11 protein-coding genes and 2 pseudogenes are annotated in these 12,365 nt (G+C 68.7%); 7 read left to right on the top strand and 6 right to left on the bottom strand.

Annotated features, from left to right (window positions below; translation table 11 throughout):
* A pseudogene (locus A5713_RS27300) lies at window positions 1-313 on the top strand (anthranilate phosphoribosyltransferase); the annotation flags it as partial.
* Window positions 314-356: 43 nt separating this feature from the next.
* On the opposite strand, the pseudogene trpD reads toward A5713_RS27300, so the two are convergent.
* Window positions 357-1,385 (bottom strand): annotated as a pseudogene (gene trpD / locus A5713_RS29010) (anthranilate phosphoribosyltransferase); the annotation flags it as partial.
* A gap of 138 nt (window positions 1,386-1,523) precedes the next feature.
* Here trpD and A5713_RS04800 point away from each other — a divergent pair.
* Genes A5713_RS04800 through A5713_RS04785 form a run of 4 tightly spaced genes read left to right on the top strand, consistent with a single transcriptional unit; the run spans window position 1,524 to window position 5,924 of the window.
* Window positions 1,524-2,135, top strand: coding sequence for a heme-copper oxidase subunit III (locus tag A5713_RS04800; RefSeq protein WP_055401014.1), 612 nt, complete (start codon window positions 1,524-1,526; stop codon window positions 2,133-2,135).
* Between the two features lie 29 nt (window positions 2,136-2,164).
* The gene (locus A5713_RS04795; protein WP_082972787.1) at window positions 2,165-3,031 is read left to right on the top strand and encodes a c-type cytochrome; all 867 of its coding nucleotides are present in this window, start codon (window positions 2,165-2,167) and stop codon (window positions 3,029-3,031) included.
* Entirely contained in the window at window positions 3,028-4,230 is a 1,203-nt protein-coding gene (locus tag A5713_RS04790; RefSeq protein WP_068093074.1) for a ubiquinol-cytochrome c reductase iron-sulfur subunit, read from the top strand. Before A5713_RS04795 ends, A5713_RS04790 begins: the two co-directional genes overlap by 4 nt.
* Window positions 4,227-5,924, top strand: coding sequence for a cytochrome bc complex cytochrome b subunit (locus tag A5713_RS04785; RefSeq protein WP_068093071.1), 1,698 nt, complete (start codon window positions 4,227-4,229; stop codon window positions 5,922-5,924). Before A5713_RS04790 ends, A5713_RS04785 begins: the two co-directional genes overlap by 4 nt.
* Here A5713_RS04785 and A5713_RS04780 read toward each other — a convergent pair.
* The gene (locus tag A5713_RS04780; RefSeq protein ID WP_068093068.1) at window positions 5,921-6,403 is read right to left on the bottom strand and encodes a DUF5994 family protein; all 483 of its coding nucleotides are present in this window, start codon (window positions 6,401-6,403) and stop codon (window positions 5,921-5,923) included. The genes A5713_RS04785 and A5713_RS04780 overlap by 4 nt on opposite strands.
* A 323-nt stretch (window positions 6,404-6,726) precedes the next feature.
* Between A5713_RS04780 and A5713_RS04775 the strand changes: the two genes are divergently transcribed.
* On the top strand, window positions 6,727-6,960 hold the full coding sequence (locus A5713_RS04775) for a hypothetical protein (RefSeq protein WP_067917846.1): 234 nt from the start codon (window positions 6,727-6,729) through the stop codon (window positions 6,958-6,960).
* A 7-nt stretch (window positions 6,961-6,967) separates the two neighbouring features.
* Here the strand turns inward: A5713_RS04775 and A5713_RS04770 are convergent, their stop codons facing one another.
* The 4 genes from A5713_RS04770 to A5713_RS04755 form a co-directional block, all read right to left on the bottom strand.
* The gene (locus A5713_RS04770; protein WP_067917838.1) at window positions 6,968-7,612 is read right to left on the bottom strand and encodes a DUF2561 family protein; all 645 of its coding nucleotides are present in this window, start codon (window positions 7,610-7,612) and stop codon (window positions 6,968-6,970) included.
* Window positions 7,612-8,559 (bottom strand): MmpS family transport accessory protein, encoded by a 948-nt coding sequence (locus A5713_RS04765; protein ID WP_068093062.1) that lies wholly within the window; start codon window positions 8,557-8,559, stop codon window positions 7,612-7,614. The genes A5713_RS04770 and A5713_RS04765 overlap by 1 nt, the downstream gene beginning before the upstream one ends.
* Window positions 8,560-8,739: 180 nt before the next feature.
* The gene (locus tag A5713_RS04760; protein ID WP_067920667.1) at window positions 8,740-9,159 is read right to left on the bottom strand and encodes a cytochrome c oxidase subunit 4; all 420 of its coding nucleotides are present in this window, start codon (window positions 9,157-9,159) and stop codon (window positions 8,740-8,742) included.
* Between the two features lie 13 nt (window positions 9,160-9,172).
* On the bottom strand, window positions 9,173-10,273 hold the full coding sequence (locus A5713_RS04755) for a cytochrome c oxidase subunit II (RefSeq protein ID WP_082972786.1): 1,101 nt from the start codon (window positions 10,271-10,273) through the stop codon (window positions 9,173-9,175).
* Window positions 10,274-10,405: 132 nt separating this feature from the next.
* Here A5713_RS04755 and asnB point away from each other — a divergent pair, with 132 nt between their 5' ends.
* Window positions 10,406-12,349, top strand: a complete 1,944-nt coding sequence (gene asnB / locus A5713_RS04750) for an asparagine synthase (glutamine-hydrolyzing) (protein ID WP_068093061.1) — start codon at window positions 10,406-10,408, stop codon at window positions 12,347-12,349.
* Window positions 12,350-12,365: the final 16 nt, after the last annotated feature.

The following is a 12,365-nucleotide window of genomic DNA, read 5'->3' as shown; positions in this document are numbered from 1 at the left end:
CACGGTGGACAAGCTGACCTTCGATCCGGCCGGATTCGGTTTCGCCCGAGCCGATCTCGGTGACCTGCTGGGCGGTGACGCGCAAGCCAACGCCGCCGAGGTGCGTGCGGTGCTGGCCGGCGGCAAGGGACCGGTCCGGGACGCCGTGGTGCTCAACGCCGCCGGGGCCCTGGTCGCCCACGCCGGTCTATCCAGCCGCGCTGAATGGTTGCCGGCGTGGGAGGACGGGCTGCGGCGCGCCGGCGCGGCGATCGACTCCGGCGCGGCCGAAGAGCTGCTCGCGCGATGGGTGCGGTTCGGCGAGCAGCTCTGAATCGTATTGCGCCGCTTGGGCCGAGGTCTGCTCGTAGGCCAACCGCGCCGGCGCGCCGCAGCCCGTCCTCCCACGCCGGCAACCATTCAGCGCGGCTGGATAGACCGGCGTGGGCGACCAGGGCCCCGGCGGCGTTGAGCACCACGGCGTCCCGGACCGGTCCCTTGCCGCCGGCCAGCACCGCACGCACCTCGGCGGCGTTGGCTTGCGCGTCACCGCCCAGCAGGTCACCGAGATCGGCTCGGGCGAAACCGAATCCGGCCGGATCGAAGGTCAGCTTGTCCACCGTGCCGGCCTGCACGCGCCAAATGGTGCTGGTGGTGGTCGTGGTCAGCTCGTCCAGCCCGTCGTCACCGTGCACCACCAGCACGCTCGACCGGCGCGCGGCGAACACCCCCGCCATCACCTCGGCCAGGTCGGCGAACGCGCAGCCGATCAGCCCGGCCCGCGGTCTGGCCGGATTGGTCAGCGGCCCAAGGAGATTGAAGACCGTCGGTACCCCGATCTCGCGTCGTACCACCGAGGCGTGCCGGTACGAGGGATGAAACACCGGCGCGAAGCAGAACCCGATGCCGACCTCGGCCAGGCTCTGCGCGACCTGCTCGGGTCCGAGCTCGATGCGCACGCCGAGCGCCTCCAGCGTGTCGGCGCCACCGGACAGCGACGACGCCGCGCGGTTGCCGTGTTTGACCACCGGCACGCCCGCGGCCGCGACCACGATCGCCGCCATGGTGGACAGGTTGACCGTGTTGACGCCGTCACCACCCGTCCCGACGATGTCGACGGCGTCGTCGCGCAGGGCGGGCATGGGGCGCGCGTGGCTCAGCATGACGTCGGCCAGCTCGCTGACCTCGGCCGAGGTGGGGACCTTCATCTTCATGGCCACGGCGAATGCGGCAATCTGCGCCGGGCTCGCGCCGCGAGCCATGACCTGTTCCATGGCCCAGGCGGCCTGGCCCCGCACCAGGTCGTGCCCGCCCGTCAACCGGGCCAGGACCTGCGGCCACGACGGCGCCGACCCCGGGCCCGCGGTCGAACCGCCGGGGGTCGAAGCCTCAGATGACACAGCCACGCGCCGATGGTCCCACGCGGACCGAACCTCGCCCAACAGCCGCGGAAAGCCGCCCGCTCCGGGCGCGGCCGCGACGCGAAAACATTAATTGCCGCCCCGGGTGGAGTTGATCAACTACAAAGCGTCATACTTGCGGATGTGACCAGCGCTGTAGGGACCTCGGGTACTGCAATCACGTCGCGGGTTCATTCGTTGAATCGACCCAACATGGTCAGTGTCGGCACCATCGTCTGGCTCTCCAGCGAGCTGATGTTCTTTGCCGGCCTGTTCGCGATGTACTTCACCGCGCGTGCGCAGTCGGGCGGGAAATGGCCGCCGCCGCCGACCGAACTCAACCTCTATCAGGCCGTCCCGGTGACGCTCGTGCTGATCGCGTCGTCGTTCACCTGCCAGATGGGGGTGTTCGCGGCCGAGCGCGGCGACGTCTTCGGGCTGCGTCGCTGGTACGTGATCACCTTCCTGATGGGCCTGTTCTTCGTTTGCGGGCAGGGCTACGAGTACTTCCACCTGGCGACTCACGGCACCACCATCCCCGGCAGCGCCTACGGCAGCGTGTTCTACCTGGCGACCGGGTTCCACGGTCTGCACGTCACCGGCGGTCTGATCGCCTTCATCTTCCTGCTGGCGCGCACCGCGATGAGCAAGTTCACCCCGGCGCAGGCCACCGCGAGCATCGTCGTCTCCTACTACTGGCATTTCGTCGACATCGTGTGGATCGCGCTGTTCACCGTGATCTATTTCATCCGATGAGCCGACGCTGGACGAACAGGAGTGCTGGGTTGAAGAAACTGGGGTCTACCAGATCCGGTGCGCGGCCCGGGCAGTCGCGAAAAGCCGCCAGTGATCGCTCCCGGCGGCGGCTGCGCCGCCGCCTCTCGGGCGGGCTGTTGCTGCTGATCGCGCTCACCATCGCCGGCGGCCTGGCCGCCGTGCTGACGCCGCGCCCCCAGGTGGCTGTTGCCGACGAGTCGTCCTCGGCGCTGCTGCGGACCGGCAAGCAACTGTTCGAGACGTCGTGCGTGTCCTGCCACGGGGCCAACCTGCAGGGGGTGCCCGACCGCGGGCCCAGCCTGATCGGCGTCGGCGAGGAGGCCGTGTACTTCCAGGTCTCGACCGGCCGGATGCCCGCGATGACCGGCGAGGCCCAGGCGCCCCGCAAGGAGCCGATCTTCGACGAGGCGCAGACCGACGCGCTGGGCGCATACGTGCAGGCCAACGGTGGCGGTCCGACCACGGTGCGCAACCCGGACGGCAGCCTGGCCATGAAGTCGCTGCGCGGCGACGACCTCGGCCGCGGCGGGGACCTGTTCCGGCTGAACTGCTCCTCCTGCCACAACTTCACCGGCAAGGGTGGGGCGCTGTCGTCGGGCAAGTATGCGCCGCCGCTGGAAGCGCCGAACGAGCAGCAGATCCTGGCGGCGATGCGGACCGGCCCGCAGAACATGCCGAAGTTCTCCGACCGCCAGCTGTCCTTCGAGGCCAAGAAGGACATCATCGGCTACATCAAGGCGGTTACCGAGGAGCGCCAGCCCGGCGGCTACGGCCTGGGCGGATTCGGGCCCGCACCCGAGGGCATGGCCGCGTGGATCATCGGGATGGTCGCCGCCATCGGTTTGGCACTGTGGATTGGGGCACGAGCATCATGAGCGAAAACGACGTTCGCGGCTCTGACACCGACAAGGGCGCCGCGCCGAACGAACCCGACGAGGCGGCCCTGGCCGCCATGTCGCGCGACGCGCTGGTGGCGCTGGGCGGCAAGCTCGACGGCGTCGAGACGCTGGTCAAGGAACCCCGCTGGCCCGTCGAGGGCACCAAGGCCGAGAAGCGCGCAGAGCGCGGAGTCGCCCTGTGGCTGTTGCTGGGCGGCATCTTCGGGCTGGCGCTGCTGCTGGTGTTCCTGTTCTGGCCGTGGGAGTACAAGCCGAAGGCGGCCGCGGGCAGCCTGCTGTACGACCTGGCCACCCCGCTGTACGGGCTGACCTTCGGGATGTCGATCCTGTCGATCGCCGTCGGCACCATCCTGTACCAGAAACGGTTTATCCCGGAAGAGATTTCGATCCAAGACCGGCACGACGGCGCCTCCCGGGAGATCGACCGCAAGACGGTCGTGGCCAACCTGACCGACGCCCTGGAAGGCTCGACCGTCCGGCGGCGCAAGGTGATCGGGGCATCGCTGGGGCTGGGCCTCGGCGCGTTCGGACTGTCCACGTTGGTGGCGTTTGCCGGCGGCCTGATCAAGAACCCGTGGAAGCCGGTGGTGCCCACCGCGAACGGCAAGAAGGCCGTGCTGTGGACGTCCGGCTGGACACCGCGCTACGCGGGCGAGACCATCTTCCTCGCGCGGGCCACCGGTTCCGCCGGGACGTCGCCGTTCATCAAGATGCGCCCGGAGGACCTCGACGCCGGCGGCATGGAGACCGTCTTTCCGTGGCGCGAGTCCGACGGTGACGGCACCACCCCGGAATCGCAGGAAAAACTGCGGGCGATCAACCAGGGCGTCCGCAACCCCGTGATGCTCATCCGGGTCCGGCCGTCGGACATGCCCCGCGTGGTCAAGCGCCAGGGCCAGGAGAGCTTCAATTACGGCGAGTTGTTCGCCTACACCAAGGTCTGCTCGCACCTGGGTTGCCCCGCGTCGCTGTACGAGGAGCAGTCCTACCGAATCCTGTGCCCTTGTCACCAGTCGCAGTTCGACGCCCTGCACTTCGCCAAGCCGATCTTCGGCCCGGCGGCGCGTGCGCTGGCGCAACTGCCCATCACGATCGACACCAACGGGTACCTGGTCGCCAACGGCGACTTCATCGAGCCCGTCGGACCGGCCTTCTGGGAAAGGACGACATCATGAGCCCGAAGCTGAGTCCCCCCAAGCCGCCCAAGATCGGCGACGTCCTGGCTCGCCAGGGCGAAGACATCGACACGCGCTATCACCCGTCGGCGGCGGTGCGCCGGCAGCTCAACAAGGTCTTCCCGACCCACTGGTCGTTCCTGCTGGGCGAGATCGCGATGTACAGCTTCATCGTGCTGCTGCTCACCGGTGTCTACCTGACACTGTTCTTCGACCCGTCCATGGCCGAGGTCACCTACAACGGGGCCTACCAGCCGCTGCGCGGGGTCGACATGTCCAAGGCGTTCGCGTCGACCCTCGACATCTCCTTCGAGGTGCGTGGCGGGCTGTTCGTCCGTCAGGTACACCACTGGGCCGCACTGATTTTCGCGGCGTCGATCATGGTGCACCTGGCCCGCATCTTCTTCACCGGCGCGTTCCGCCGGCCCCGTGAGGCCAACTGGGTCATCGGGTCGCTGCTGCTGATCCTGGCCATGTTCGAGGGCTACTTCGGCTACTCGCTGCCCGACGACCTGCTCTCGGGCATCGGGCTGCGCGCCGCGCTGTCCTCGATCACGCTGGGGATGCCGATCATCGGCACCTGGCTGCACTGGGCCCTGTTCGGCGGCGACTTCCCGTGCGGCGGCATCGGCAACGAATGTGCGACGGCGGGCTACATCATCCCCCGCATGTACGCGCTGCACATCCTGCTGCTGCCGGGGATCATCCTGGCGCTGATCGGGCTGCACCTGGCGATGGTGTGGTTCCAGAAGCACACCCAGTTCCCCGGGCCGGGCCGCACCGAGCACAACGTGGTCGGCGTCCGGGTCATGCCGATCTTCGCGGTGAAGTCCGGCGCGTTCTTCGCCGCGATCGTCGGTGTGCTCGGCCTGATGGGTGGCCTGCTGCAGATCAACCCGATCTGGAACCTTGGCCCCTACAAGCCATCCCACGTTTCGGCCGGTTCGCAGCCGGACTTCTACATGATGTGGACGGAAGGCCTGGCGCGCATCTGGCCGCCGTGGGAGTTCTACTTCTGGCACCACACGATCCCGGCCGCCGTCTGGGTGGCGCTGATCATGGGCCTGATCTTCGTGCTGCTGATCGTCTACCCCTTCCTGGAGAAGCGGTTCAGCGGTGACTACGCGCATCACAACCTGCTGCAACGGCCGCGCGACGTGCCGGTGCGCACGGCGATCGGCGCGATGGCGATCTCCTTCTACATGTTGCTGACGCTCGCGGCGATGAACGACATCATCGCGCTGAAATTCCAGATCTCGCTGAACGCGACGACGTGGATCGGCCGCATCGGGATGGTCATCCTCCCGCCCGTGGTCTACTTCATCACCTACCGGTGGTGCGTCGCCCTGCAGCGCAGCGACCGGGAGGTGCTGGCGCACGGGATCGAGACCGGCATCATCAAGCGACTGCCGCACGGGGCGTACATCGAGCTGCATCAGCCGCTCGGCCCCGTCGACGACCACGGCCACCCGATACCGCTCGAATACCAGGGCGCGGCGCTGCCCAAGCGGATGAACAAGCTGGGCTCGGCCGGTTCACCGGGTCACGGCAGCTTCCTGTTCGCCGACCCGGCGTCCGAGGATGCGGCCCTGCGCGAGGCGGCGCACGGTTCCGAGCAACGTGCCCTGACCGCGCTGCGCGAGCACCAGGAAAGCACCGTCGGGTCAAACGGCAAGAACGGCGAGCACCACTAGCCTCGTGCTGGTCCGGTGACGGCCGCGCCGCACTGTTGGTGGGCGGCCCGCACGATGGAGCCGGCGGTCAGGAAGGCCGGCTTCACCTGGTCGCGGGCCTCGACGGGCAGGTTGGCCGCGCAGCGCAGCACCATCAGGGCGAGCGCGCTGTAGGTCGCGTACGGGATGACCAGCAGGTTCACCCGTGCGTCGTCCCCGACGACGGTCATCACGTGCTGGCGCTTGCGTTCCCATCCCGACCAGTTCAGGTCGGGTGGTCGTTGCAGCGGCGGCCAATTGACGTTGATGGTGCTGACTTCTCCCAGCAGAGGAGTCAGGACGGCGACCAACTCGGGCAACTCGTTGGTGATGCGGTCCGCGCGCGGCCACCACGCGCCGTCGATGGCGCGGCCCAGGTCATGGGCCACCGCCACCCGGACCGGATTGGCGCGGCGGCGGCGTTCGAACGATTCGCGGCCGGGCAGATTCGCGACAACCATCTGCGGATCCCTTCACGTCGGCGTCGTTCGCCCCGGCGAGCGCGGGACGGACGGAGGAATCGCATTGCCTGTGGGTGGCCGGTAGAGGCCGACCACCGCTGACAACGAAACGGCTCGCGCTGAACGCTACGCCACCAGCACCTCACCGGGGCGGCCAGGGCGCCGACGACGCGGGCTCATCTCGCACGGCGGTAGCGGCGGCGCCTTCGCGGCCGCGCCGTCCGGTCGGGCCGGCCCGACCGGGATCGTGCACTACAGTTGCGAGGGTCCGACCGTGGCGCTGTCCGGGTGAGCGGAGGGCCGACACGGTGAGGATGGACGCAATGGCGATACAGGACTGGGGCGACGCCCCGGAGATCCATCCGTCCAAGATCAAGGTCGGTGACGTCATCGGCACGCTGCGGCCCACGACCCTGCGTTACACCGTCAAGATGATCAGCGGGCCGCAGACCACTCCCCGACGCTGGACATTCTTCGGCCGCGACGCCAACGGTACGCAACACACGGGCACCTTCGGCGAGGACGAACGGGTTCGCAGGTACGCCAAGGCGTCCTGACGCGGGCCTACTGCGCGGCGATGGCGCGGCGCAGCTGCCGGACGTGCAGCCACTCGATCGCCGGCATCCCGGCGGTGACGACCGCGGCCACGCCGTAAGCAACCCAGGACGGGCTGTCGTGGCCCACGGCCATCAGGTAGGTGGCAGTGGCCACCGCGACCAGCGCCAGGCCCATCGCGCCCACCAGCAGCACGGTGCCGCGCAACCAGACCCGATCGACCGCCTCCCCCGACCAGCCGGAGTCGGCCTCCTCAGCCGGCGCCTGCGCCCTCGGCTGACGCGCCCATTCGGCCGCGGTGCGCGGCGCCTGGGACATCAGGCGCACCGGGGCCCGGGGTGCCGTCATCCCCCGGGCGGCGGGCTCGCTCTGCGCCATCCGGCGGGCACGCAACAGCATCGGGATGGCCCCGGCGATGATCAGCGCGGACACCACGATCACGGCGTACAGCACCCACGACGTGGTATGGCTGCCGCCGGCCGCCTTGTGAAAGCCCCGCCCCAGGTCCGACAGCGCGACGGCCGCGGCCACGCTCACGCCCAGCAACACCAGCCAGACGACGGCGCAGGCGCCGATCAATATGCGGTCGACGACGTCGGGCGAAACGGTGTCGTCGCCCAACCCACGGCGATACGCCGAATACCTGCTGACCATCAGCAGCTCGTCTGCGGTGCGTCGTTGGTGTTCGACGACAGGACGGTTCCGTCGCTCGTCGTGATCGAGCAGTTGAGCCGGCTGACCCGGAAAAGGCTGGACGCCTCGACGGAGCCCACGTCGGACTGGGAGATGGGCGTGACGGTCATCGACCACGGGATGTACACGTTGTGCTGCGTGCGCCGCCGCCCCGACGCGTCGACGTAGGTCACCGAGATGATGTCACCGGGCGCCTTGGTGCCGGTCACCGAATAGGTCACTTGCCGCGGCCCCGCCGGGGTGGTCGGCGGCGGTGGCGGCGGCGCCGCCGCGGTCGAGGTGGCCGGCGGCGGCGCCGGGGCGGGCGGCGGCGGTGGCGGCGGCGGTGCAGGCGTCACCGTCACGGTCTGGGTCTCCGTTGCTGTCGGGGGCGGCGGTTCGGTCGTGGGTGGTGGCGGCGGAGGCGGCGGTGGCGGTTTGGTGGTCGTGATCTCGTCCTGCATCGGCGGCATCGACGGGACGGTGGTGGTGTTCGGGTTGGCCAGCTTGGTGGTGTCGGTGCGCGCGAACAACAGCGATACCGAGACGACGAGCGCGATGGCGGCCACGATGGCGGCGATCCCGACCACCCACGGCCAGCGCGGTGCGGCGTGCTCGTCGTCGGTGTCGTCCGACTCGTCGAAGGCGTCGTAGTCGTAGAGCCGGAGATCGGCCGGCAAGTACGGGCCGCTGATGAAGTGCTCCGACTCCGGGGCCGAATAGGCCCGCGAGTAGGCGTCGGTCTGGCCGGTCTGCTCGGCCGCCGGCTCGGCGCCGTCGTCGAAGGGCTCGAGTTCGTCGTCGGGACCGGGTTCGCCCGCGGATTCCGGGCCGTCCGCGGGCTCGCCGTCGGAATCGGGTTGGTGGGGAGCCTCGTTCACGGAATCGGGTTCCTCAGGTTCCCATTCCGGTGGTTTCGGCCCGCTCATCTTTGCCTGCCCTGTCCGACTGCCTCACCAGCGCGCGGGGCCCGACGGCCGTAGCGTTGCGCGCGCGCTTGAGAAATTGTCATTGCCTGGGCAAAACATTACCGAACCGAGAGTGGCAAAGAAGTCCTGGCGAAGCGGCCACAGATCACGTGATCGGATTGTGACCTTATCGCGTGCGGATCAGTGCTTCTCGGGTCCCACGTAGTACTCGAATACCAGCCCCGCGACCGACGCGAGGACGAACATCACCCCCGCGGCGATCAGCCACGGCAGCCACAGCGCGATGCCGACCGCACTCACCGAGGCCGACAGCGCGATCAGGATCGGCCACCAGCTGTGCGGGCTGAAGAAGCCCAATTCACCTGCTCCGTCGCTGATCTCGGCGCCCTCGTAGTCCTCGGGCCGGGTGTCGATGCGGCGCGCGACGAATCGGAAGAAGGTGGCCACGATCAACGCCAGTCCGCCAGTCAGCGCCAGCGCGGTTGTGCCCGCCCATTCCTCACCGCCGGTGGCGAAAAGGGCTGTCAGCACCCCGTAAAGCACCGCAACCACAATGAAAAACCCGGCGACGAATTCGAAAAGCCTGGCTTCAATATGCATTTGGTGTCCTAACCTACTGCTGACTTCCGGCCAACTGGCCGCGGCGGGTGTCGAACGGGTGGGTGGACACCGCGAGCGGTGCCTGACCGATGGCCTGCAATGCCTGGGCGTTGCTCTTTCCGTCGATCCGCTGCTGCAGGTAAGCCTTGAAGTCGTTGGGCGGCACCACCCTAACCTCGAAATTCATCATCGAGTGATAGGTGCCACAGAACTCGGCGCAATGGCCCACGAAGGCCCCTGGCTTGCTGATGTCGTCCACCTGGAAGACGTTGATCGAGTTGTTCGCCTCGGCGTTGGGGATCACGTCGCGCTTGAACAGGAACTCCGGCACCCAGAACGTGTGGATGACATCCGCGGAGGCCAGCCGGAACTGGATGCGCTTGCCGGTCGGCAGCACCAGCACGGGGATCTCGTCGCTGGTTCCCAGGGTCTCGACCTTGTCGAAGTTCAGGTAGGTGCGGTCGGAGGTGTTCAGCCCGCGTACCGGTCCGACGAGCTCCTCGCCGTGGGCGTCCTTGCCTTCGGGCTTGGACACCATCGCGTTCTTGCGCGCCTGGTCGGCGCCGTCGTAGGTCAGCGTGCCGTCCTTGAAGTCGACGCGCTGATAGCCGAACTTCCAGTTCCACTGGAAGGCGGTGACGTCCACCACCACCTCGGGGTCCTTGTCGACGTGCAGCATTTTCTCCTGGACCACCACGGTGAAGTAGAACAACACCGAGATGATCAGGAACGGCGTCACCGTCAGGACCAGTTCCAGCGGCATGTTGTAGCCGAACTGGCGGGGCAGCTCGGTGTCGGTGGCCTTCTTGCGGTGGAAGGCGGATGCCCAGAAGATCAAACCCCACACGATGACGCCGACGACCAGCGAGGCGATGGTGGCGCCGAGCCACAACTCACGGTTGAGGTGGGCCTGCGGGGTGATGCCCTTGGGCCAGCCCAGGCCCAGCACGTCCTCCCAGCTGCATCCGCTCAGGGTCAGCGCCAACACGCCGAATGTCGCGGCCAGCGCCAGCGGCCGCAGGCGACGGGGCAGACCATGCCGAACGCCCCCGGAACGGCCCCAAAACCTGCCCTGCGACAAACGTTGCGAACGGACCTGCTCGCGAGGTGTCACGTCGGCGCCTCCTGCTCGGATATCGAATACTACGCAGCGTAGACCACGCCGCTGACCGCGGCGACGAAACCCCGGCCCGTCCCGGGTGTGCGGCACCACAATCGGCGGCCGGGTGCGGCATACTGGGGCGCCGTGTGTGGTCTGCTGGCGTTCCTCGCTGCCCCCGACAGTGCGGACGCCGCCCGGGCCGACGCCGCGATCGCGCGCGCGTCGCATCTGATGCGCCACCGCGGCCCCGACGAGCCGGGCACATGGACCGACCCGGGCGCCGACGGAAGCGTCGTGTTCGGCTTCAACCGGCTGTCGATCATCGACATCGCGCACTCCCACCAGCCGCTGCGCTGGGGCCCGCCGGAGTCGCCGGATCGCTACGTGCTGGTGTTCAACGGGGAGATCTACAACTACCTCGAGCTACGCGACGAGCTGGCCACCGCGCACGGCGCGGCCTTCGCCACCGACGGTGACGGCGAGGCGATCGTCGCCGGATACCACTACTGGGGCGCCGACGTGCTGACCCGGCTGCGCGGCATGTTCGCCTTCGCCCTGTGGGACACCGCCACTCTCGAATTGTTCTGTGCCCGAGACCCTTTCGGTATCAAGCCGCTCTTCATGGCCACCGGCACCGGCGGCACGGCGGTGGGCAGCGAGAAGAAGTGCCTGCTGGACCTGGCCGAGTTGGTCGGGTTCGACACCGACATCGACGACCGGGCCGTGCAGCACTACACCGTGCTGCAATACGTGCCCGAGCCCGAGACGCTGCACCGCGGGGTGCGCCGGCTGGAATCGGGCTGCCACGCGCGGATTCGGCCCGGGCGGCAGCCGGAGATCACCCGCTACTTCGTGCCGCGCTTCGCGGCCACGCCGATCAGCCGCGACAGCGAGCAGGGCCGCTACGACGAGATCACCGCGGTGCTCGAGGACTCGGTGGCCAAGCACATGCGCGCCGACGTCACCGTCGGGGCGTTCCTGTCCGGAGGCATCGACTCCACCGCCATCGCGGCGCTGGCCATCCGGCACAACCCCAAGCTGATCACCTTCACCACCGGGTTCGAGCGGGAGGGCTTCTCCGAGATCGACGTCGCGGTGGCCTCCGCCGAGGCGATCGGCGCCCGCCACGTCGCCAAGGTGGTCCACCCGGACGAGTTCGTGGCCGCCCTGCCCGAAATCGTCTGGTACCTCGACGAGCCGGTGGCCGACCCCGCGCTGGTGCCCCTGTTCTTCGTCGCCCGGGAGGCCCGCAAACACGTCAAGGTGGTGCTGTCCGGGGAGGGCGCCGACGAGTTGTTCGGCGGCTACACGATCTACCGGGAACCGTTGTCGCTCAAGCCCTTCGACTACCTGCCGCGGCCGCTGCGGCGATCGATGGGCAAGGTGTCCAAGCCGCTGCCGGAGGGAATGCGCGGCAAGAGCCTGCTGCACCGCGGCTCGCTGACGCTCGAGGAGCGCTACTACGGCAACGCGCGCAGCTTCTCCGACGCCCAGCTGCGCGACGTGCTGCCCGGCTTCCGGCCCGAATGGACCCACACCGACGTCACCGCCTCGGTGTACGCGCAGTCGGCCGGCTGGGACCCGGTGGCCCGCATGCAGCACATCGACCTGTTCACCTGGCTGCGCGGCGACATCCTGGTCAAGGCGGACAAGATGACGATGGCCAACTCGCTGGAGCTGCGGGTGCCGTTCCTGGATCCGGAGGTCTTCGCCGTCGCCTCGCGACTGCCCGTCGAGGCCAAGATCACCCGCACCACCACCAAGTACGCGCTGCGCCGAGCGCTTGAGCCGATCGTTCCCGCGCACGTGCTGCACCGGCCCAAGCTGGGCTTCCCGGTGCCCATCCGGCACTGGCTGCGTGCGGGCGAGCTCCTGGACTGGGCCTACGGGCTGGTGGCGTCCTCACAGGCCGGTCACCTCGTCGACCTGGCCGCCGTCCGGCGGATGCTCGACGAGCACCGCAACGGCGCCGGCGACCACAGCCGCCGGCTGTGGACGCTGCTCATCTTCATGCTCTGGCACGCGATCTTCGTCGAGCGCAGCGTGGTGCCGCAGATCAGCGAGCCGCACTACCCCGTGCAGCTGTAACGGTTCCGCTCGCCAG

The organism is Mycobacterium sp. E2497 (genome assembly GCF_001668695.1).
GTDB lineage: Bacteria > Actinomycetota > Actinomycetes > Mycobacteriales > Mycobacteriaceae > Mycobacterium.
Note: the sequence above shows the minus strand (reverse complement) of the source record. Positions and strands in the feature narration are given on the sequence as shown.

Excerpts from the sequence above, each read along its gene's own strand:
- A5713_RS04790 (WP_068093074.1), top strand. The coding sequence starts at position 3,028 with ATGAGCGAAAACGACGTTCGCGGCTCTGACACCGACAAGGGCGCCGCG.
- A5713_RS04785 (WP_068093071.1), top strand. The coding sequence starts at position 4,227 with ATGAGCCCGAAGCTGAGTCCCCCCAAGCCGCCCAAGATCGGCGACGTC.
- A5713_RS04780 (WP_068093068.1), bottom strand. The coding sequence starts at position 6,403 with ATGGTTGTCGCGAATCTGCCCGGCCGCGAATCGTTCGAACGCCGCCGC.
- A5713_RS04775 (WP_067917846.1), top strand. The coding sequence starts at position 6,727 with ATGGCGATACAGGACTGGGGCGACGCCCCGGAGATCCATCCGTCCAAG.
- A5713_RS04770 (WP_067917838.1), bottom strand. The coding sequence starts at position 7,612 with ATGGTCAGCAGGTATTCGGCGTATCGCCGTGGGTTGGGCGACGACACC.
- A5713_RS04765 (WP_068093062.1), bottom strand. The coding sequence starts at position 8,559 with ATGAGCGGGCCGAAACCACCGGAATGGGAACCTGAGGAACCCGATTCC.
- A5713_RS04760 (WP_067920667.1), bottom strand. The coding sequence starts at position 9,159 with ATGCATATTGAAGCCAGGCTTTTCGAATTCGTCGCCGGGTTTTTCATT.